The organism is Roseibium sediminis, assembly GCF_008711325.1.
GTDB classification, from domain to species: Bacteria; Pseudomonadota; Alphaproteobacteria; order Rhizobiales; family Stappiaceae; genus Roseibium; species Roseibium sediminis.
This window is the reverse complement of sequence record NZ_VXDB01000011.1, coordinates 37,262-58,806: the sequence shown is the minus strand read 5'-3', so window position 1 is coordinate 58,806 and position 21,545 is coordinate 37,262. Positions and strand designations below refer to the sequence as shown.

The following is a 21,545-nucleotide window of genomic DNA, read 5'->3' as shown; positions in this document are numbered from 1 at the left end:
ATGATTACAACACCAAAGGTGCCCCTAGGGCACCTTTTTTCTTTTATGCGTTGTAAAACAAGGACTAAACAATTTTTACTAGTGATTAAGCCGCTACGACTAGCATCCCGGCATCCAATTTAGTCCTTGTTCTCAGTCGTATGCGGGTCAACATGCAAATCAAGAAGTTCGTGAGCAATCTCAAATTTGGTCACAAAGTCGGTGGTGGATTTGCCACTGTCCTGGCCCTGACCGGGATTGTTGGTGGTGTTGGTGCCTATGCCGTTCATAACCTGACAGACCGGATGGAAGTTGCCGGCCACTCCACCAGCGCGATTGCGCATCTGCAAAAGCTGTCTGAAGACCGAGCCTCGTTCCTGAGCAGTCAGGACCAGAAGGCGGCTGATGCTACACTGGCAGGTCTCTCGGCCCTCAACAGCGAACTGGGCACCCTGAAAACCCGCCTGGCTGATGACCCCGGCTCCCAACTGTCCATCGAATCCGCCTCTGCTGCCATTGCAGGCTTCCAGTCGAGTTTTGAACGCATCATCAATCTGAAGGCAACCCAGACACAGAACCGCCGGGATCTTGAAACCACGCTCAACCAGTTTGAAGGCATCGCCCATTCAATTGCTGTTTCGGCCGAGCAGATCCGGGAGGCCGTCAGCTCCGAGAACAAGGCGACGCAGGACGTTCTGTTTATAGCGAACGAAGTGGGGCGGACTGCTTCCGACTTTCAAGAGCAGGTCCTCACCCTTCGCACGGCCTTTGTCACTGCGGGCAACAACACACAGCAGATCACTGCCGTAAAGGATGGTGTTCTGAAACTTGTTCCCGTTTCGGAAGAACTCTCCATGGCGCGACTGGATGGCGTCGATACCGCGCTCTTGTCCGATGTCAGCATGAAGACCATGCAGTTGGCGCGAACCCTCATGAAGCTGTCGCAAACCAAGGACTATATCGAGATTTTCGATCTCACCGATGAAGCCAAGAAGAGCTTCGGCGAGATTGACGCGCTGACCAAGGAAATTCGCCATCAGGCAACGGCAACGGTTGATACCGCCTATGCCAAGGCTGCAGAAGCCAACAGCAAGTATGATGAAGTTGCCTCGCTATCGGTGGTGGCGAACGCGCTGAGCACCAATGCCCTGTCGCTGAAAGTGGCGACGCTCGATTTCATCATGGATCCGACCGGGATCAACAAGACCCGCGTTTCCCAGCAAATCGACAATCTCTGGAAGATCGATGAAAATCTGGCCGCCAAGGCAGCCACCATGGAGGCGGTACAGGCGGAAGCCGGTAAACTGGGCGGTTCCATCGAAGCCTTTGCACGTGACTTTGGCCAATTGGTGAACAGCCGCACCGTGTTGATGGACGAAAGCAACCAGCTTCAGTCCCTTGCCGGCGAAGTTCAGGCGATGATCTCCAAGATTTCGCAGGATCAGACACTTGCCGCACAAACGTCGAGCGGCAAGGCCCTCAGCACGATCGGCCTCACCGTGCTGCTGTCCATCATGGCAGGTGTTGGCCTTGCTATCGCGCTCAACTTCCTCGTGACACGTCCCATTCGCAGGACGACCAAAACCATGGAAGAACTGGCAAAGGGCAATACCGCCATCGATATCGATGAGACGGACCGTCTGGACGAGATCGGCGACATGAGCCGTACCGTGCAGGTGTTCCGTGACAATGCACTGGAGCGAACCCGCCTGCAGGACGTAGCAGCACAGGAAGAAGCAGAGCGCATTGCGCGTCAGGAACGGATTGACGCCCTCATCAACGGGTTCAGGGCAACGTCGAGCGAGCTGCTCGAAGTAGTTGCACGCACCGCCGGCGATCTCGACAGCACGGCCCTCGACTTGCGGGCATCCGCATCGGCAAGTTCCCGGAGGGCTGAGGCGACGCTTTCTGAAACAAATGATGCGTCGACAAACGTCCAGACCGTTGCCAGTGCTGCGGAAGAGCTGAGCGCTTCGATCGCCGAGATTTCCCGTCAGGTTTCCCACACGACCGAAGTAGTCGGCCGTGCCACCGAAGGAACGCGCGAGACGAACAAGAAGGTCGAGAGCCTTGCATCTGCTGCCACCAAGATCGGAGAGGTTGTCAGCCTCATCCAGGCGATTGCAGAACAGACGAACCTTCTGGCCCTGAATGCCACTATTGAAGCTGCCCGCGCAGGCGAAGCCGGCAAGGGTTTTGCAGTGGTCGCTGCGGAGGTCAAGGAACTCGCCGCCCAGACGTCCCGGGCAACGGAAGAGATCAGCTCGCAAATTACGGCTATCCAGGGCGCGACCAGCGAATCGGTTACTGCCATTGCCGAAATCACCGGGATCATGGAAGAAGTGAATGAGTATACCGGCATGATCGCTGCAGCCGTGCAGCAGCAGGGATCAGCTACGGCCGAAATCTCCGACAATGTCCAACGGGCTGCTCAACGCACCGGTGCGGTTACCCAGAACATGGCTGGGTTGTCTGAAGACGTTGAAACGACTTCGGCGTCTGCTGATCGGGTTCTGAATTCATCCAGCGAGCTGTCCGCACGCACCGATGACCTCAAACGCGAGGTAGAGACATTCCTGAAAGAAGTCGCTGCGGCCTAGCTTCAAAGACACGAGAGCCCGACCGTTCGGCGGACTTCAAGGTTGCGGGCAAAGCTGGGTGTTTCTACTGTCGTCATGCTCGGGCCTGTCCGGAGCATCTGCAAGCCGTTGAGTTCATTAGATCCGCGGCACAAGACCGAGGATGACTGCAGAGGGGCATGAGTTTGCCATCAACCTCAAGCCCGCCGTTTCGGCGGGCTTTTTGATTATCGGGCTCCAAGCTCGATACGCTTCAACACCACTTCTGCTGCCGCACCGCTCTGACTTGCTCCATCTGGCAGGCGCATGATGTCGTCGAGGGTCTCGAAGGCGGTCAGTTGCGCACGACGTTCGGCGCTATCCTTCAGGAGAGGCAGTGCTTTTTCACAAAGAGCGACCGGATTTGCATCATCATCCAGATATTCCGGTATGATGTTTTTTTCCAAAATGATGTTCGGCAACACCATCGACGTGACGCCGGAAAATTTCAGAAGCTGGTTGAGGTTTTTCACCCGCCGATAGAACCAGTCCAGCTTGTAGGCCACGACCATGGGGACGCCTGCGAGCGCCAATTCCAGCGACACCGTGCCAGATGCAGCGAGAGCGGCGTGCGCCTTTCGAAAGGCGGCTTGCTTATCTTCCTGCCCCACCACGAGTGTTGGCTGGACAGTCCAGTTTTTGACCCCTTCCCTGATACGGGGTTCCAGATGCTTTACGGCTGGCAGAAGGACTTCAAGGTCAGGAGTTTGCGCAGCTATCCGCGCAACAGTCTCGCCGAAGGTTTCCAGAAGACGGCCAACTTCCGATGAGCGGCTTCCCGGAAGCACCAGGAGTGTTTTCTTGGTGCCCGAAATTTCAGCACGCTCTCCCTCGGAAGGCCTTAGCCTTGCAACGTTTTCGCTCAAGGGGTGGCCGACATAATGCGTGGGAGGTCCGCCAAGGCGTTTGTGGACTTCCGGCTCGAAAGGAAGGATCGCCAGAAGGTCGTCGACATAGACACTCATCTTGCGCGCCCTGCCCGACCGCCATGCCCAGACCGACGGAGACACATAGCCGACAATCGGGATGTGGGGCGCACGCTTGCGCACACGCTTTGCGATATTGTGGGTGAAATCCGGGCTGTCGATGATCACCAGAGCATCCGGACTGGCCTCTACAATGGAATCGACAGTCTGATAGATACGCTTCACGATCCTTGGCAGACGCGACAAGACTGCGGTCAGGCCCATGACCGCTACTTCGCTGATCGGGAAAAGGCTCTCGTGACCGAGAGCGGCCATTCGGTCCCCCCCTGTGCCGATATAACGCGGCTTGACCTCCAGCCGCGCGTTGAGCGCTGCAATCAGTTCCGCTCCCAGCGCGTCCCCGGATTCCTCACCAGCCACAATCGCAATGGTCAGGCGGCGCACATCTTCGGTCATTCTATCGGCTCATGCTTGGGTGTCGGGATCAAACCCGTATACGAACAACCCCAGTTCGTCCGCCTTGTTCAAGGTCAATTCCTGTTCGGATACAAGGGCATTTCCGGCATGAACGGCTACACCGGCAAGGCCAGCTGCATGAGCAAGCTCGATGGTTCTCGGTCCAATCGCCGGGAGATCTACACGAAGATCCTGATTGGGCTTTGCGCTCTTGACCAGCACACCTGCAGCGCCTCTGCTGCGAATGCGACCGATGGCGCGCAGATCCCGACACCGCTCCAGCATGGCGTCTGTACCCTCAGCCCCTTCCAAAGCCACGACACGGCCACCAACGGCAACGGCCGCCTGCCCAATGTCCAGCTCACCAAGCCTGCGGGTGGCTTCCAAAGCCAGCTTCATGTCGCGCAGATCCGCTTCACTTGGCTTGTGTTTGCCGATTATCCCCTGTGTTGCAAGAAGCTCTTTTGCCACGTCCCTGATCCCCACAACGCGGTATCCCTCGACCTCAAACAAGCCGATTACCTTGGTCAGAAGGCTGTCATCGCCGCCAATCAGAGCCTTTAGGATTTTGGGCAACCGCCGAAGCGTTCCAAAATCGCCCAGAAAGGACATGGCGTCCGGGCGTTTTGAAATTCCGCCAATCAGCAGGATCTCCTCGCACCCGTTCCTTTCGAGAAACTTGTAAAGGCGACCGATTTCACCCCAGCCAAGTTCAATGGCGGCCGTGCGACGAACCTGGTCCGACGCTTCGCCCCTTATCGCGATCACCCGATGATCGCGACCACCTTGCTGGAGGCAGGCAACAACCTGATCCGGCAACGCACCGTTACCCGCGATGATCGCGATCCGGCCCGAATCTGACATCTGGGGGACAGCCCCGCTCATTCAGTCCCCGCTTCGCGGTGTACAGAACCGGCGGTCGTCCTTATCCAGAATGAAATCGATCACGGTCTTGACCAGAGGCTGGTCAGCCATGTCCTGGGCGATCTTCTCGGCTCGTGTGCGCAGCGTTCCCTCGTCGCTTTCGAACAATTCGCGATAAGCTGAGCGGAGCGCATGAATTTGCTCGCGAGGAGCCCCTCTGCGCTTCAAACCGACGAGGTTCAGGCCACCAAGGCTGGCCCGGTTTCCAGTGACCATGCCAAAGGGAATGAGATCGTTTTCAAGTCCCGCCAGACCGCCAATGAACGATCCCGTACCGATACGGGTGAACTGAATAACTGCCGATCCACCGCCGAAGATTACGTTATCATCCACGGTGACGTGTCCGGCGATCATCACGTTGTTCGACATGACGATCCCGTTTCCAAGATGACTGTCATGTCCAACATGGGAATTTGCGAGCAGCGCACAGTTGTTGCCGATCGTCGTCGACCCACCGCCACCTTCAGTGCCCGCATTGACGGTCACACCTTCACGAAAGGTACAGTTGTTGCCAATGCGAAGGATGGCCTTTTCGCCCTTGAACTTCAGGTCTTGCGCCTGATGCCCGATAGAGGCGAACGGAAAGATCACGCAGCCCGAGCCGATATGGGTGTCGCCAGCGACAACGGCATGAGACTTGAGCTCCACGCCGTCCCCGAGCAGCACCTCTGGACCGACAACGCAGTATGGTCCGATCCGAACGCCCTCGCCGAGGCGGGCTCCGTCTTCAACAATCGCTGTTGAGTGAATGTCAGCCATACTACCTCACGCGTCCACGAGCATCGCGCTGATTTCAGCTTCGGCGACCTTGGCACCATCCACCTTGGCGACAGCTTCGAATTTCCAGATGTTCGAGCGCTGCTTGATCTTCTTCACATAGAAGTGGACCTGATCACCCGGCACAACCGGCTTGCGGAATTTGGCCTTGTCGATGGTCATGAAATAGACCAGCTGCGGAGGCGTATCCACGCCGCGCGAATGAACACACAGGGCACCAGCGGTCTGTGCCATGGCCTCGATCAACAAAACACCCGGCATAACCGGCTGACCCGGGAAGTGCCCGTTGAAATGCGGCTCGTTGATCGTCACGTTCTTGATGCCAATACCACTGTCATCACCGTCCATCTCGATGATCTTGTCGATCAAAAGAAACGGATATCGATGCGGCAGCAGCTGCATGATCTTGAGGATATCAGCGCTTTCCAGCGTCTTTTCGTTGACTGCGTCCATCACCTAGCCCCTTGGCATCAATTCATTCTAACGAAACTTTTTACTTCCTTAAGCGTCAGAACCCCGTTCTGCAAGCTTGCGTATCGCAGCAACCTCGCGGAACCACTGTTTGACGGGTTTTGCCGGTGTTCCGCCATATCGACCACCTGCGGGAATGTCGTCATTCACAACGCTGACGGCGGCAATCTGCGCGCCCATTCCTATGCGGACGTGACCGCGCACGCCTGTCTGGCCTCCGATAGCCACAAAGTCCTCAAGTGTGCAACTTCCGGACAGACCGACCTGCGACACCAACACACAATGGCGCCCAATTACGACGTTGTGGCCGATCTGCACCTGATTGTCGATCTTCGTGCCTTCGCCAATCACCGTGTCGCGGTTTGCGCCGCGGTCGATGGTCGTATTTGCGCCGATCTCAACATCATCCTGGATGATGACGCGTCCGACCTGCGGCACCTTATGGTGGCCCTGAAGGCCCATGGCATAGCCAAATCCGTCCTGCCCGGAGCAAACACCAGAATGAAGATATACCCGATCTCCAATCAGGCTGTGCTGGACAGTCGCATTCGGCCCTATGACGCAATTGCGTCCAATCTTCACGCTGCTGCCGATTACGGTATTCGCGCGGATAACCGTGCCAGCGCCAATTGCGGCATTTGCACCAATCACCGCCCCCGGCTCGACCACAACGCCGTCTTCCAACGCAGCACTAGGATCGATAGATGCGCGTTCGGATACTCCGCTCACGAGAGCAGGATCCGTCGGCACCATGGCGACCGGGTAAAGTTTGGCGAGTACCTGCGCCCAGGACCGATAGGGGTCTTTGCAGACGAGAACGGCAACATTCTCCGGCACTTTGCCAACATGCTTCCTGGCAACCAGGCAGGCGGATGCGGAAGTTGTTCGCAGCTGGTCCAGATACATCACATTGTCGAAGAACACGAGGTCTCCGTCGCTCGCATCTTCCACCGGCGCCACACCAAGAATTTCCGTGTGTTCCTCGCCCCGTTCCAGCTCTGCTCCTGCCCATTCTACAATGTGCTTCAGGAGAACTGGCTTCGGTTGTTCGAAGAATACCGGATCTGTCATTTGGTGGTTCCTGGAATTGTGATTTTCGGCTCAGGCCTGAACGAACAAAAACGGCCGTCGGCTAGCGACGACCGTTTTTAAACCCGAAAGCCGGATATTAGAAGCGTGTTCCGCCGCTGAGTCGGAAGACTTGTGTTTCGTCGAAGTCGCTCTTGACGAGCGGCCAAGCGAAATCGACACGCAGCGGACCGAACGGCGATTCCCAACGTACACCGGCACCGATGGAGGCTCGGATGTCAAAATCGTTGGAGTTCACCTTGTTGCCGCCTGCTTCAACGATCTTCACAAGATCATTGTCTGCATCCCAAAGCGTACCCGCATCGGCAAAGACCGCACCGGACAGGCCGAATTCATCCGGAATGACCGGGAACGGGAACGTGGCTTCAAGCGAGCCTGCAATATACATGCGACCACCGATTGCATCGCCGGTCTTGCTGTCGCGCGGACCAATACCTTGGTTTTCGAAACCACGGATGATGTTACCGCCGACCATGAACTGCTCGGACACACGCAGACGATCGTCGCCGATGCCATAAATGTGTCCACCTTCGATCTTGGCGGAGCCGACAATACCCCAATCCGGGAGAAGCTCGGTGTAGGCGCGAGCTTCAGCCGTCGTCTTGATGTAGGTGGAATCGCCACCAATACCTGCAAACTCCTGACCAAAGGCTGCATAGAAGCCATCGGTCGGGTTCTGGTTACGGTTCAACGTGTTGTACGTCAGACGGTAACCGGCCAGAGAGGTCAGGTATTCGCCGAGAGAGTCACAGACAGCAAGCGACAAGCGCGTCGTGTCACAGTTCGTAACTCCGGTCGATCTGTTGTCAGGGTCGGTGTTCTCATCCTGGAAGATCTTGTAGTAGAGCCGCAGCTTCAGCTCGTCTTCGCGAAGCGGAAGTGTGAACCCGAAGCCACCACCCGTCTTTTTCTGATCGAACGAACGATAGTCGTTTGCGTCCAGAACCCGGCGATAGGCGTCGAAATCGAAACCAACACGACGGCCAAGGAAATACGGCTCAGCAAAAGCGAATTCGTAGGTCTGCGAGCTTTCGCCACGACCAACACCCACCTTTACATACTGGCCACGGCCAAGGAAGTTGCGTTCGGAGATGGAGATATCGCCGATCACACCGTCGGTCGTGGAGTAACCGATACCAAAGGAAACCTCACCGGTTGCCTTCTCAGCGACTTCAACATTCACGACAACCTTGTCCGGAGCACTTCCCGGAGAGGTCGTGATGTTGACGCGTTCAAAGAACCCGAGGTTCTTCAAACGGCGCTCTGCCTTGTCGACGAGAACCCGGTTGAAAGCATCGCCTTCGGCCATATCGAACTCACGACGAATAACATATTCGCGTGTCCGATCGTTTCCGATCACGTTGATCCGCTCGACATAGGCCCGCGGGCCTTCCTCGATATAATAGATCAGCGAAACGGTATTGTTCTCGTAGTTGCGAAGTGCACGCGGGCGAACCTGAGCAAAGGCATAGCCCTTCTCGGAAACCTTGAGCGTCAGGTCTTCAATGGACTGCTCGACGCGAAGCGAGTCAAACCGCTTGCCAGACTTGGTCCGCACCACAGAATACAGATCATTCGCATCAATATCAGAAACCGAAGAGACGATCTCTACATCACCGAATTCATAGCGCTCACCCTCTTCAACCGTGAAGGTCACATAGAAGATGTTCTGCTCGCGATCGAGATCAGCAGTCGCTGAAATGATACGGAAATCAGCATAACCCTTGCGGTTATAGTACTGACGCAGCAGTTCCTGGTCAGCAGCAAGACGGTCCGGATCATACGTATCCGTGCTGCGAAGCCAGCTCAGAAAGCCACTTTCACGTGTACGGATGACATCCCGAAGACGGCCATCGCTGAATGCACTGTTACCAATGAAGGAAATACGCTCAACGCCGGTCTTGTCGCCTTCGCTGATTTCAAAAACCAGATCGACGCGATTGTTTCCGCGATCAATGATTTTCGGCTCGACAGTCGCATCATAACGACCGGAGCGGCGATAGCCTTCAAGGATGTTCTGGACGTCAGACTCTACACGTGCGCGGGTAAGCATCGTGCGAGGCTGGGAGCGGATTGCGCCTTCCAGAGACTTGTCGTTGAGTTTCTTGTTTCCTTCGAAAGAAACACGATTGATGATCGGATTTTCAGTCACGTTCACCACAACCGTGCTGCCATTCGGGCGAATATCGACCGTGGCAAACAGGCCGGTGGCAAACAATGCCTTCAGCGACTCATCAATGTCAGCTGCACTGTAGTTACGTCCGCGTGAGAAAGTCAGGTAACTAAGGACCGTCTCTTCCTCGATGCGGGTGTTACCCCGAACAACAATGTTTCGTGCAACAGCCGCCTCGGCAACCGTTACTGAAAAAGGAGCGAACTCTGCCGGCATGATTGCCGTCGTGGAGAGCAACCCTGCCACCAAAAGCGAGGCGTTTCTAAGTTTCTGCAATCGCTGCATTATTGCGCTATGCCTTTATTTTCTAATACCCGCGTGAGACCCCGCATTAATACGAAGATTCTCAGAACTCGGAATGGTTTTACAAGCTTTTGCGGAATACGCAACCGCACACAGGGGCGAAAGTTGATTTGTCTTGAGTGCGTTGCGCCGAAGTCACGGATTTGGTCACAGTTTACTGAGATGAAGAACGTCATTCCAGGTTGCAAATACCATCAGGAGCAACACAAGCCCCAGTCCGATACGGAACCCCATGTCCTGAACACGCTCGCTAAGCGGTTTCCCGCGGACCGCTTCTGCTGCGTAATAGACAAGATGGCCACCATCCAGCATCGGCACCGGCATCAGGTTCAATAGGCCTATGCTGATCGAAAGCACGGCAGCCAGAGACAAAAGCGGGACAATGCCTTGTGTTGCCACCTGCCCTGACACTTGCGCCACGCGAATTGGCCCCCCGAGCTGATCGGCGGCCTCGCGCCCGGAAATCACACCCCACAAGTAGCTGAGGGTTCGTTCCGCGATAAAGACGGTTTCATTGACGCCTTCTGTTACGGCCTCAACCGGGCCGAAATTCTTGTTGATTAAAGTGTCTTGTTCAATGCTTCGGGTCACCCCTAGCAACCCGACTCTCTGCTTGTTGCCGAAATTATCTGTAATTTCACGTAGTTCCGGGGTCACGGTCATGTTCAGCAGATGCTCGCCACGCTCCACATCCAGAACAAGCGGAACACCAGCACTTGCCGAAACGATCCGCTGCAACTGATTGAACGTTTCGACGCTCACACCATCCACCGCCAGAATGCGGTCGCCTGTTTGCAGACCTGCAACTTCCGCTGCGCTGCCAGCGCGCACGCTGTCCACCACAGGCAGCGTCACCATTTTCCCGAAGCTCAGGAAAATCATTGCAAAGATAACAATTGAGAGAAGGAAGTTGGCAAAAGGTCCGGCTGCAACAACAGCTGCGCGCTGCCAGACCGGCTTGGCAATGAACGCTGTGCTGCGCTCTTCCTCGCTCATCTGGAGAATGCGCTCGCGGTCAGGAACACTGGCGGCATTTTCGTCGCCGGCAAACTTCACATATCCGCCCAAGGGAATCAGGGACAACTTCCAGCGTGTGCCATGCCGATCGGTAAAACCGATCAGCTCTTTCCCGAAACCGACTGAGAATGCATCCACCTTCACCTTGCACCACCGAGCCACCAGAAAGTGACCAAGCTCATGAAAGAAAACAACAATCGTCAAAACGAATAGGAACGGAATGATGTACCCTATCACCAGGTCGTAAGCGGAGTTGATGAGTTCCATTACCTGCCTCTACTTCGCCCGAAGGCGGAATCCCATGTGCGCCACCATATCAAACCCTTAATTACGGCAGCGTAATGATCGCGCTTAGTTGTATTTATAATTAACAGATCGCTAATGGCGAACCTATCTGGATCTCAGCCACTCTGCACAGATCTGCCGGGCTGCCCCATCCAATTCAAGGATATCGTCAAGGCTGTCCTGAACTTCCAGCAGGCCTTTGGCCTCGGCCTGTTCAAGGGTCGCCTCCACCGAGGCCGCAATATCGAGAAAGCCGATCTGGCCACCGAGAAAGGCTGCGACAGCTACTTCATCGGCGGCATTGAGAACGGCCGTTGCCCCCTGCCCGCGCCGCATGGCTTCCTTCGCCAATCGCAGAGCCGGGAACCGTTTAAGATCCGGTTTCTCAAATGTCAGCTGCGCAATGTCGGCAAGATCCAGCTTTTCAACCGGTGCCGGCATACGTTCTGGCCAGGACATGCAATGCGCCAGTGGAATGCGCATATCCGGTGCCCCCATCTGGGCAAGCAGCGACCCATCTGAATATTGCACCAAACCGTGGACGATCTGCTGCGGATGCACCAGTACATCCAGCTGGTCATGGGAGAGCGGGAACAAGTGAAAGGCCTCGATGACCTCAAAGCCCTTGTTCATCATGGTCGCACTGTCGATGGTGATCCGGCTTCCCATGGAAAAATTGGGGTGCTTCAATGCTTGTTCGCGGGTCACGTCCTTCATCGCGGCCAACGAGGTCGTTCGGAACGGCCCACCAGAAGCCGTCAGAATGATCTTGTCGACCTCGGAGGCATTCTCGCGCTCAAAAACCTGAAAGATCGCGTTGTGCTCGCTGTCGACTGGAAGAACTGTAACGTTCTTTCGCCGGGCCTCCTGCATGAAAAGATCACCGGCGGATACAAGGCATTCCTTGTTGGCCAGCGCAATCGTTCTGCCCGGTTTCATGGCGGCAAGGGAAGGCTTCAATCCGGCTGCACCGACGATAGCCCCGATGACCATGTCCGCGTCTCTGTCGAGAACGTCGAGGATCGCGTTTTCACCCGCTCCAGCTTCAACGGTGGAACCTGAAAGCGCATCAGACAAGCACGTATAGCAGTCAGCATCGGCTACGATCGCGCAGCGCGCAGACAGCTTGATGGCCATTTCAGCAAGGGCTTTGGCGTTCCTGTTGGCGACCAAGGCAACAACATCAAAGCGCTCTGGAGCGGATAGAATGATGTCGCACGCACTTTGGCCAACTGATCCGGTCGCACCCAGAATGATAATTCGCAAAGGCGCATCCGCATGGCAGGCATTGCCCGGCACCGCGGACTTCGGCTCGACCAACATTGCTTTTTCCCTGTTTAACCGAGCCCGAGACCCGAAATCGGATCCATGATTGTTCCACCAAGCAAAAGGCCAATCCCGGCGGCAAGAATTGCGGCGGCAACGAGACCATCAACGCGGTCCATGATACCGCCATGCCCGGGGATCAATCCGCCTGAATCCTTCACATTGAAGCGCCGTTTAATGGCAGATTCCAGCAGATCTCCTGCCTGCGAGATAACGGACAAGCCAAATGCCAGCACGGCCCATTTGAAGAGGTCTTGCTGGCCTGCAAGATAGACGAGACCTACCCCAAGTCCGATCGCAGACAGCAACCCGCCAACTGCACCCGACCAGGTCTTCTTTGGGGACACCCGCTCCCAAAGCTTTGGACCGCCAAATGTCCGGCCGGAGAAATAGGCAAAGATATCGGTTGCCCAAACGACGGTCAGCAGGAAGAAGACAAAGACAAGCCCGCCATCGCCAAACCTCGCCGCCAAAAGCGCGTAGGATGCAAGGCCGCTATAAAGAACGCCTTCCGCAGCCCAACGACCTTCCCGGGAAAAGCCGGCCAGACCATAGACCGTCCCCGCACCAAGCAAAATGACACCGACGCACGCCAGTCCCTGCCCGAAATAATAGAGAACGGCAGCAAGAACGATTGCCGCATAGCCCATCAGCGCATGACGCTGAAACTGGGCCGTGCCAGTCATGGTCAGCCATTCTGACAGGAAAAGCACTCCTGCAAGCGTAACCAGCACAAAGAAGGGCAAGCCACCGTAATAAGTCGCCGCAAGGACAGCTGGGCCAAGGACTATTGCCGACAAAAAACGCAGTTTCAGATCAGACATACGGTTCGGCTGCGGATTGGCTTGGCTGGTCAGGGCAACGGTTCCTTCAAGCTTCTACTAAACGACCTTGACGGATAACCCGCCGAAACGTCTGTCACGCGCGCAAAAATCTTCAAGCGCCGCGTCAAAAGCCTGAGCGTCGAAATCCGGCCAGTTCAGCGGCGAGAAATGAAACTCGGTATAGGCGCTTTGCCAAAGCAGGAAGTTTGAAATGCGAATTTCGCCGCTTGTTCGAACCAGCAGATCCGGATCAGGAATACCCGCAGTATCGAGCGTTCTATCGAACAGCTCTTCATCAATGGCTTCCGGCGACAACTCTCCGGCGGCGATACGTGCTCCCAACTTCCTGGTGGCGCGGACGATCTCGTCGCGGCTCCCGTAATTGAAGGCAATGACGACCGTCAGACCAGTGTTGTCCTTGGTAAGTGTCTCGGCTTTTTGAAGAAGTGCAAGAATGCCGGGATCCAGATCTTCGCGAGCACCAATCACGCGGACCCGCGTATTGGCCTCGTGAAGCTCAGACAGGTCTCGTTCGATAAAGCGCTTCAGGAGCCCCATCAGGAAGCTCACTTCGGTCGGCGGCCGGCTCCAGTTTTCCGAAGAAAAGCTGAAGAAAGTGAGGAAATCGATCCCGATCTTGCCCGCGTGTCGAACAGCACCGCGCAAAGCCTCAAGACCTCTGCGATGACCTTCTGTACGCGGCAATCCACGGGCCTTTGCCCACCGACCATTACCATCCATGATGAAGGCAACATGCTGCGGCAGCGGTCGATCTGACCGATCAAGATCCGGGCTGTCCTGAAGGCGTTCTGGATGAGCGGTCATCCGTTTCCCCACTTGTCACACAGATCCAGCCGATCAGACCTGAGAGATCTCCTGCTCTTTTTTCGCCAGCATGCTGTCGACTTCAGCAATCTTGCTATCAGTCAGTTTCTGCACCTCATCTGAGGCAGCATGAAGGTCGTCTTGCGAAATCACGCCGTCTTTTTCAGCCTTTTTCGCCATGTCCATACCATCACGGCGAACATGACGGATAGCCACCTTGGCTTGCTCTGCATATTTGTGAGCAACCTTGATGAGCTCCTGACGGCGTTCCTGGTTCAGTTCCGGGATTGGCAGGCGAAGCAGCTGCCCATCGACCACCGGGTTGAGGCCAAGATTGGATTCACGAATGGCCTTTTCGACTGCGGATACCATGCCCTTGTCCCAGACCTGCACGGCAACCATGCGAGGTTCCGGGACACTGACAGTGGCCACCTGGTTGATCGACATGGACTGGCCATAGGCCTGAACCGTGATCGGATCCATCATGCTTGCAGATGCGCGACCGGTTCTCAGGCCGGCAAATTCCGTCTTGAGAACCCCGAGGGCACCCTGCATACGCCGATCCAGATCGTTCAGGTCAATACCTTCCACCGACATAGTCATCCTCACTTCATTCTTATTGGTCGCCCAAATGGCAATTGGCGGTCAAAATCGCACACTTCTCGCGAAACACAAGTGTTGTGTGACCGCTAATTGCGAAAACCGTCAAGCACCCACAACTGTGTAAGTGCCGGTTTCCTGAAGCACGTTGACCAAAGCGCCCGGAGTGTGGATGGAGAAGACGATGACCGGAATATCGTTATCGCGAGCAAGCGCAATTGCTGTCGTGTCCATCACCTTCAGATTGCGCTTGATGATGTCGTCGAATGTCAGCTCGTCATAACGCTCTGCATTCGGATTGATTTTCGGGTCTTCGGAATAAATACCGTCAACCTGCGTGCCTTTCAGGAAAGCATCGCATTTCATCTCGGCGGCACGCAGGGCTGCGCCGCTATCAGTTGTAAAGAACGGGTTACCTGTTCCACCGGCGAAGACAATGACATCGCCATCTTCCATGTATCGGTCAGCAACACGCTGCGAGAATGTCTCGCAGATGGACGGAACGGACACAGCCGACAGGACGCGAGCCTGCACTTTCAGCCGACGAAGGGCGTCGGCGATGGTCAGGCTGTTCATGATCGTGGCAAGCATGCCCATGTGGTCGCCAGTGACCCGGTTTCCGCCTTTCGCAGCAACGGCCACGCCGCGGAAAATGTTGCCGCCACCGACAACCACACCAACCTGCGCACCAAGCTCAACTGCGTCGGCAATTTCCTTGGCTATCCGCTGCACGATCATCGGATCGATTCCGAAGGACTGGGAACCCATGAGGGCCTCACCAGAGAGTTTCAGAAGAATTCGTTTCCAGCGAAGCGGTTTGGACATGGGAGCACCCTGATTGATCGTTATTGGTCTTTCATAAAAAAAGCGCCGGTCAATGCCGGCGCTTTTCGTTGGAAGCTTACTGCCCAGAAGCAGCGGCCACTTCGGCCGCAAAATCTGTCTCTTCCTTTTCGATCCCTTCTCCAAGGGCGAAACGGACGAAACCGGTCAGCTTGACTTCTGTACCCAGATCCTTGGCGAGGGCCTCAACAGCCTGCTCGACAGTGATGTCCGGGTTGATAACAAACGCCTGTTTGACGAGAGTAACTTCCTCGTAGAACTTGCGCAAACGGCCTTCCACCATCTTTTCGATGATGTTTTCCGGCTTGCCGGATTCGCGAGCCTGCTCGGCGAAAACGGAACGCTCACGCTCGACCACTGCCGGGTCCAGCTCGTCGGTGCTCAGGGCAAGCGGGCTGGTTGCAGCAACGTGCATGGCGATCTGGCGGCCGAGAGCTGCCAGCTTGTCCTTGTCGCCGGAAGACTGCAGCGCTACGAGAACGCCGATCTTGCCGAGGCCGTCGGAAACAGCGCCGTGAACGTAGGAAGCGACAACACCTTCGGACACAGAAAGGACTGCAGTGCGGCGCAGGCCCATGTTCTCGCCGATGGTGGCGATTGCGTCGGTGATGGAGTCGGTGACAGACTTACCGCCGAGATCGGCAGCAGAAACGGCTTCAAGCGAACCATCCGTGCCAAGTGCTACCTTGGCAACCTTGCCAACCAGCTCCTGGAAACCTTCGTTACGAGCAACGAAGTCGGTTTCGGAGTTCAGCTCGATGACGGCAGCCTTGGCGCCGTCGGCAGCAACGCCAACAAGGCCTTCAGCTGCAACGCGGCCAGCCTTCTTGGCAGCCTTTGCAAGACCCTTCGTACGGAGCCAGTCAATTGCTGCCTCCATGTCGCCGCCGCTTTCAGTAAGGGCGGTTTTGCAGTCCATCATGCCCGCGCCGGATTTCTCGCGGAGCTCTTTCACCATGGCAGCGGTAATGCTCATCGATCGCCTCGTGAAATTGGTGTTTAGGATTTGAACGGTTTAGCCGACGGCTTCCCGCATCAATATGACAGGACCACAACGAGGTGCAGTCCAATGCAGACGCTCAACAGGTTTTCGGCGCGCGAAGCTGGGCAACGCGCGCCAACAACACCTTATTCGGCTGCTGCTTCTTCAGAACCTTCAGCAAGCGCTTCTTCGACCGGAGCTTCTTCGCTCGCGCCGATGTCCATGCCAGCTGCGCCCTGTGCGCGGGAAATACCGTCGATCGCAGCGCGTGCAATCAGATCGCAGTAAAGCGAGATTGCGCGACCAGCGTCGTCGTTACCCGGAACCGGATAGGTGATGCCTTCCGGCGAGCAGTTCGTGTCGAGGATAGCTGCGACCGGGATACCCAGACGACGTGCTTCCTGAATGGCGATTGCTTCGCGGTTGGTGTCGATCACGAACAGAAGGTCCGGGATACCGCCCATGTCCTTGATACCGCCAAGGTTCCGCTCAAGCTTTTCACGCTCGCGGTCCATGAACAGACGCTCTTTCTTGGTCAGGGCATTCGCCTGATCAGAGTTGAGTGTCTCTTCCAGCTTGCGAAGGCGCTGAATGGACTGGGAAATGGTCTTCCAGTTGGTCAGCATGCCGCCGAGCCAACGTGCGTTGACGAAATACTGTGCAGAGTTGCGTGCACCAGCAGCCACGGCTTCCTGAGCCTGGCGCTTCGTGCCAACGATAAGCACACGGCCACCGCCTGCTACAGTGTCGCTGACAGCCTTCAGCGCCTGATGAAGCATCGGAACGGTCTGGGCCAGATCGATGATGTGAATGTCGTTGCGTACACCAAAGATGTACTGCGCCATGCGCGGGTTCCAGCGGTGCTTCTGGTGACCAAAGTGAACGCCAGCTTCCAAAAGCTGACGCATGCTGAAATCAGGCAATGCCATGCCCTATTCTCCTGTGTTTTCCGGTTTGACCTCCGCGAGGGGATGTGAATGACTGGCTTTCGGTTTGCGAAGAACCAACCATCACCGGACGGACACACCGATAGGCTCGGGGTCCACCCCTTGCGTGTGGAATGGGCGCCTTATAGTTGGGAGCCTTCAAAAGCGCAAGACCTTGGCGGTCAGTTTCCGCCGACAATTTCCCCAAGCAGATCGACCTCTTGGGGATAGCGACAGGTCTGCTGCCTCCCGTTCAGGCCATCTGCACTTCCAAAACACCGGGAACCGCTTTCAGCGCCCCGGCAATTTCCGGCGACAGGCGATAGCGACCAGGCAGCTTGACTTCTACCTCGCGCATGCCGTTGTCCAGCTGCACAATGACCGTCACATCGCCCTCTCCGCGCACCGTCAGGTGTCGCTTGAGGCTTTGCACGGGACGTTCATCCTTCAGGAAAACCCGCATGGATTTCTGGATGCTGGCAGCCATCTTGTCGATCGGGTCGACCTGTTCGATACGGATCGAGGGTTCATCATCGCGCATGTCTGCGCCGACCAGCAGAACAACGGACCGTCCCGGCTCGAGCGCGTCACGGAACTGCTCAAGCTTCTCCTTGAAGAGAAGTCCCTCATATTGTCCGGTCGAATCGGACAGGCGAACAATACCCATCCGGTTCCCGGTCTTGGTCTTGCGCTCCTGGCGGGAGATTACCGTCCCGGCTAGGCGGCCATTGGATGCCCCCTTCTTCACCGCTTCGGAGAATTTGGACCACTGTTGAACCCGCATCTTGTCCATCAACGCGCTGTATTCGTCGAGCGGGTGCGCAGAGAGATAGAACCCGATGGCGGCGTGTTCGCGCTGCAGGCGTTCATCCGGCGTCCATGCATGGACCTCAGGCAACTGAAGTTCCTCTTCGCCGCCGCCGCCAAACAACTCGTTTTGACCAACCGCAGCATTTTCTTCCGTCCGCTGCGCAAGACCCATGATGCGGTCCAGTCCTTCAAGGACACGGGCCCTTGATGGCTCCAACTCATCAAAGGCACCGGCGCAAACGAGATTTTCCAATGTTCGCTTGTTCAGGAACTTCGGTGAAATGCGGCGAGCAAAATCGCCAAGGCTCTTGAACGGCCTGTCGCCTCGCACTTCCACGATGTGTTCGACTGCCTGCTCGCCAACGCCCTTGATGGCTCCCATGGCGTAGAGAATCTTCCCGTCGGCCACATCGAAATAGACCTGCCCGCGATTGATGGACGGCGGGATCACATCGATCCCCATGCGCCGGGCTTCCTGACGGAAATCGCCGAGCTTGTCCGTGTTGCCCATGTCGAGCGTCATGGAGGCTGCCATGAACTCGACCGGATAGTTCGCCTTCAACCAGGCTGTATGATAGGAGACCAGCGCATAGGCAGCGGCGTGAGACTTGTTGAAGCCGTAGTTGGCGAACTTCGCCACCAGATCGAAGATCGTTCCGGCCTGCCCCTTGTCGATGCCGCGTTCCACGGCCCCATCAACGAATCGGGCGCGCTGGATTTCCATTTCCGCAGCAATCTTCTTACCCATCGCACGGCGCAGAAGATCCGCTTCCCCAAGGGAGTAGCCGGACAGGACCTGCGCGATCTGCATGACCTGTTCCTGATAGACCATGATGCCATTGGTCTCGCTCAGGATCGGCACGAGCAAGGGATGCAGGCAGTCCATTTCCTGTTCGCCGTGCTTCACGGCGTTGTAGACCGGGATATTCTCCATCGGCCCCGGACGATACAGAGCCACCAGCGCGATGATGTCCTCGAACCGGTCCGGCTTCATGCCCGCAATAGCGCGGCGCATGCCCTGACTTTCCAGCTGGAAAACGCCGAAGGTTTCGCCTCTGGCCAGAAGCTCGTAAGTCCGCTTGTCGTCGATCGGAAGTTCGGCGACGTCGATCTTTTCCGCCCGTCGCTCGATCAGCTTTACGGCTGTGTCGATGACCGTCAGCGTTTTCAGGCCGAGAAAGTCGAACTTCACCAGTCCGGCGTCTTCAACCATCTTCATGTTGAACTGGGCGACAGGCATGTCCGAGCGCGGGTCTCGGTAGAGCGGCACCAGCTGTTCAAGCGGTCTGTCGCCAATCACAACGCCGGCAGCGTGTGTCGAGGCGTGGCGGTAAAGCCCTTCGAGCTTCTGCGCCATTTTCAGGAGGCGATCGACAATTTCCTCATCGCGGGCGGCTTCCCGCAGACGCGGCTCTTCCTCGATGGCCTGCGCAAGAGTGACCGGATTGGCCGGGTTGGCTGGCACCAGCTTGCAGAGCCGGTCCACCTGCCCATAGGGCATCTGAAGCACGCGGCCCACATCGCGCAACACGGCTCGCGCCTGCAGCGATCCGAAAGTGATGATCTGTGCAACCTGCTGACGGCCGTATTTTTCCTGAACGTAGCGGATAACCTCTTCACGCCGGGACTGACAGAAGTCGATGTCAAAGTCCGGCATCGAGACACGGTCCGGATTGAGGAAGCGCTCGAACAGGAGCGAGAACCGCATCGGATCAAGATCGGTAATGGTCAGCGCCCAGGCGACCAGCGAACCCGCACCCGACCCACGGCCCGGCCCGACCGGGATATCCTGATTTTTCGCCCACTTGATGAAGTCGGCAACGATCAGGAAGTAGCCGGGAAATTTCATCCGCTGGATGATGCCGGTTTCATAATCCAGCCGGTCCCAATAGTCTTTTTCCGTAAGACCGGGGGCAACGCCATGCGCATCGAGGCGATCCTGCAGGCCTTCACGCGCCTGACGCATCAGCTCCTCGGCCTCTGCCCGTTCGGCTTCCTCGGGATCCGCGTCTGCGCCCGCAAAGCGCGGCAGGATGGGATTGCGTTTCAGCGGCCGATAAGAGCAACGCCGCGCAATTTCGATTGTCGACGCCAGAGCTTCGGGAAGGTCGGAGAACAGCTCCACCATTTCCGCGCGGGACTTGAAATAGTGCTCGGGGGTCAGGCGCCTTCGATCGGCCTCGATCAGCACCCTGCCCTCGGAGATACAAATCAAGGCATCATGGGCTTCATAGTCTTCGCGCTTGGGGAAGAACGCCTCGTTCGTCGCAACGATTGGAAGGTTGAGATCATAGGCAAGATCGAGGAATGACGCTTCCGTCTTGCGCTCGGCCTCCATACCATGACGCTGGATCTCGACATAACAACGGCCCGGGAAGTTGCGGGCAAGAAATTCCAGCCGTTCCCGCGCTGCCTTCTTCTGCCCCGCCAGAAGCGCCTTTCCAACCGGACCGTGAACGCCCCCTGTCAGGACAATGACACCTTCACTTCGGCTTGCCAGATAGTCTGCGCTGATATGCGGGAGAAGCCCCGTCTCGGTATCGAGAAACGCCCGTGACGTCAGCTCCATCAGGTTGCCGTAACCGCCTTCGGTCATCGCAAGCACGATCACCTGCGACAGCGGCAACTCGCCCTTGCGCTCGGCCTCAACGCCATCGTCGAAGTGAACGGCCAACTGACAACCGATGATCGGCTGTATACCGCTGCCCCAGGCTTTTCCGGAGAACTCCTGGGCACCAAAGAGGTTGCCTGTATCGGTGATTGCGAGGGCCGGCTGGTCATCGGCCTTGGCCAGATCGAGAAGCTTTTTGATCGGCAGCGCCCCCTCAAGAAGGGAAAGCGCGGAATGAACACGCAGGTGGACAAAATCTGGTCCCGATGCGCCGCCAGTCGCCTTGCTGCCTTCGCCCGCTTCTGCGCCGCGCTGATCGTTCATACCCACCCCGATGTGACTTGCTGAATCATCAGGCTAGAATGAAGCAACCCAGCTCGGCTATGTCGAGTGCAAGGGGCAAACTGTCCCCGCTCTTCTTGGAGCCCGACTAAACCAACAAAGAACACCCGCGCTGGTCCAGATGACTTCAGACCCGAACACTATGCCCTTTCAGCTCGGGATTCCCTGTCAACTCAGGGCGAGGATGACATCGCCCCATACGGCGATAGTGGCGCAAAAGGCGACCAGAGAACCAAAGGCAGCGACATCACGAGCGAAATGTACCATCTCTTCCTCCTACCGGAAATTCCGTCTTTCCCCGATAATGTTCTTATTTTGTTCTCTTTGCAAGCCCTTTTTGTTCTATAGAGATGAATCCGTTTGACTCAAAGTTTCGGGTCCCGGTCTCCAATTGGAAACCAAGTCGCAAATCTGGGTGAATGCTGCGGAAGACGCTCC

Annotated in this window: 16 protein-coding genes; 1 reads left to right on the top strand and 15 read right to left on the bottom strand. The window is 56.6% G+C overall.

Annotation, left to right across the window (positions count from 1 at the left end):
• The first annotated feature begins 170 nt into the window (after positions 1-170).
• On the top strand, positions 171-2,579 hold the full coding sequence (locus F0155_RS12590; protein ID WP_208999254.1) for a methyl-accepting chemotaxis protein: 2,409 nt from the start codon (positions 171-173) through the stop codon (positions 2,577-2,579).
• Positions 2,580-2,785: 206 nt separating this feature from the next.
• Here F0155_RS12590 and lpxB read toward each other — a convergent pair whose 3' ends face one another.
• From lpxB to dnaE, 15 genes are all read right to left on the bottom strand, one after another.
• Complete coding sequence (gene lpxB / locus F0155_RS12585) at positions 2,786-3,979, bottom strand: lipid-A-disaccharide synthase (protein WP_150524873.1); 1,194 nt, start codon at positions 3,977-3,979, stop codon at positions 2,786-2,788.
• Between the two features lie 9 nt (positions 3,980-3,988).
• Positions 3,989-4,864, bottom strand: a complete 876-nt coding sequence (locus F0155_RS12580; RefSeq protein ID WP_150524872.1) for an LpxI family protein — start codon at positions 4,862-4,864, stop codon at positions 3,989-3,991.
• On the bottom strand, positions 4,865-5,662 hold the full coding sequence (gene lpxA, locus F0155_RS12575; RefSeq protein WP_150524871.1) for an acyl-ACP--UDP-N-acetylglucosamine O-acyltransferase: 798 nt from the start codon (positions 5,660-5,662) through the stop codon (positions 4,865-4,867).
• A gap of 6 nt (positions 5,663-5,668) precedes the next feature.
• Positions 5,669-6,133, bottom strand: coding sequence for a 3-hydroxyacyl-ACP dehydratase FabZ (gene fabZ, locus F0155_RS12570; protein ID WP_150524870.1), 465 nt, complete (start codon positions 6,131-6,133; stop codon positions 5,669-5,671).
• A 48-nt stretch (positions 6,134-6,181) separates the two neighbouring features.
• A complete protein-coding gene (gene lpxD, locus F0155_RS12565) occupies positions 6,182-7,222 on the bottom strand; it encodes a UDP-3-O-(3-hydroxymyristoyl)glucosamine N-acyltransferase (RefSeq protein ID WP_150524869.1) in 1,041 nt (346 codons plus the stop codon).
• 97 nt (positions 7,223-7,319) lie between these two features.
• Complete coding sequence (gene bamA / locus F0155_RS12560; RefSeq protein WP_150524868.1) at positions 7,320-9,698, bottom strand: outer membrane protein assembly factor BamA; 2,379 nt, start codon at positions 9,696-9,698, stop codon at positions 7,320-7,322.
• 165 nt (positions 9,699-9,863) lie between these two features.
• The gene (rseP, locus tag F0155_RS12555) at positions 9,864-11,000 is read right to left on the bottom strand and encodes an RIP metalloprotease RseP (RefSeq protein ID WP_150524867.1); all 1,137 of its coding nucleotides are present in this window, start codon (positions 10,998-11,000) and stop codon (positions 9,864-9,866) included.
• A gap of 123 nt (positions 11,001-11,123) precedes the next feature.
• Positions 11,124-12,341 carry a 1-deoxy-D-xylulose-5-phosphate reductoisomerase gene (locus tag F0155_RS12550; RefSeq protein ID WP_150524866.1) on the bottom strand — a complete coding sequence of 406 codons (1,218 nt, stop codon included), beginning with the start codon at positions 12,339-12,341 and terminating at the stop codon, positions 11,124-11,126.
• Positions 12,342-12,355: 14 nt separating this feature from the next.
• Positions 12,356-13,168 (bottom strand): phosphatidate cytidylyltransferase, encoded by an 813-nt coding sequence (locus tag F0155_RS12545; protein WP_150524865.1) that lies wholly within the window; start codon positions 13,166-13,168, stop codon positions 12,356-12,358.
• 57 nt (positions 13,169-13,225) lie between these two features.
• Positions 13,226-13,993, bottom strand: coding sequence for an isoprenyl transferase (locus F0155_RS12540; RefSeq protein WP_150524864.1), 768 nt, complete (start codon positions 13,991-13,993; stop codon positions 13,226-13,228).
• Positions 13,994-14,026: 33 nt separating this feature from the next.
• A complete protein-coding gene (frr, locus tag F0155_RS12535; RefSeq protein ID WP_192913810.1) occupies positions 14,027-14,584 on the bottom strand; it encodes a ribosome recycling factor in 558 nt (185 codons plus the stop codon).
• A 114-nt stretch (positions 14,585-14,698) separates the two neighbouring features.
• Positions 14,699-15,418 carry a UMP kinase gene (gene pyrH / locus F0155_RS12530; protein ID WP_150524863.1) on the bottom strand — a complete coding sequence of 240 codons (720 nt, stop codon included), beginning with the start codon at positions 15,416-15,418 and terminating at the stop codon, positions 14,699-14,701.
• Between the two features lie 76 nt (positions 15,419-15,494).
• The gene (tsf, locus tag F0155_RS12525; protein ID WP_150524862.1) at positions 15,495-16,412 is read right to left on the bottom strand and encodes a translation elongation factor Ts; all 918 of its coding nucleotides are present in this window, start codon (positions 16,410-16,412) and stop codon (positions 15,495-15,497) included.
• Positions 16,413-16,564: 152 nt separating this feature from the next.
• The gene (gene rpsB / locus F0155_RS12520) at positions 16,565-17,347 is read right to left on the bottom strand and encodes a 30S ribosomal protein S2 (RefSeq protein ID WP_150524861.1); all 783 of its coding nucleotides are present in this window, start codon (positions 17,345-17,347) and stop codon (positions 16,565-16,567) included.
• Positions 17,348-17,597: 250 nt separating this feature from the next.
• Complete coding sequence (gene dnaE, locus F0155_RS12515) at positions 17,598-21,089, bottom strand: DNA polymerase III subunit alpha (RefSeq protein WP_150524860.1); 3,492 nt, start codon at positions 21,087-21,089, stop codon at positions 17,598-17,600.
• Between the last annotated feature and the right edge of the window lie 456 nt (positions 21,090-21,545).

What these genes read in the sequence shown, in the direction of transcription:
- tsf (WP_150524862.1), bottom strand. Translation starts at nt 16,412, where the DNA reads ATGAGCATTACCGCTGCCATGGTGAAAGAGCTCCGCGAGAAATCCGGC.
- F0155_RS12580 (WP_150524872.1), bottom strand. Translation starts at nt 4,864, where the DNA reads ATGAGCGGGGCTGTCCCCCAGATGTCAGATTCGGGCCGGATCGCGATC.
- pyrH (WP_150524863.1), bottom strand. Translation starts at nt 15,418, where the DNA reads ATGTCCAAACCGCTTCGCTGGAAACGAATTCTTCTGAAACTCTCTGGT.
- lpxB (WP_150524873.1), bottom strand. Translation starts at nt 3,979, where the DNA reads ATGACCGAAGATGTGCGCCGCCTGACCATTGCGATTGTGGCTGGTGAG.
- lpxA (WP_150524871.1), bottom strand. Translation starts at nt 5,662, where the DNA reads ATGGCTGACATTCACTCAACAGCGATTGTTGAAGACGGAGCCCGCCTC.
- fabZ (WP_150524870.1), bottom strand. Translation starts at nt 6,133, where the DNA reads ATGGACGCAGTCAACGAAAAGACGCTGGAAAGCGCTGATATCCTCAAG.
- rseP (WP_150524867.1), bottom strand. Translation starts at nt 11,000, where the DNA reads ATGGAACTCATCAACTCCGCTTACGACCTGGTGATAGGGTACATCATT.
- rpsB (WP_150524861.1), bottom strand. Translation starts at nt 17,347, where the DNA reads ATGGCATTGCCTGATTTCAGCATGCGTCAGCTTTTGGAAGCTGGCGTT.
- lpxD (WP_150524869.1), bottom strand. Translation starts at nt 7,222, where the DNA reads ATGACAGATCCGGTATTCTTCGAACAACCGAAGCCAGTTCTCCTGAAG.
- F0155_RS12550 (WP_150524866.1), bottom strand. Translation starts at nt 12,341, where the DNA reads ATGTTGGTCGAGCCGAAGTCCGCGGTGCCGGGCAATGCCTGCCATGCG.
- dnaE (WP_150524860.1), bottom strand. Translation starts at nt 21,089, where the DNA reads ATGAACGATCAGCGCGGCGCAGAAGCGGGCGAAGGCAGCAAGGCGACT.
- F0155_RS12540 (WP_150524864.1), bottom strand. Translation starts at nt 13,993, where the DNA reads ATGACCGCTCATCCAGAACGCCTTCAGGACAGCCCGGATCTTGATCGG.
- bamA (WP_150524868.1), bottom strand. Translation starts at nt 9,698, where the DNA reads ATGCAGCGATTGCAGAAACTTAGAAACGCCTCGCTTTTGGTGGCAGGG.
- F0155_RS12545 (WP_150524865.1), bottom strand. Translation starts at nt 13,168, where the DNA reads ATGTCTGATCTGAAACTGCGTTTTTTGTCGGCAATAGTCCTTGGCCCA.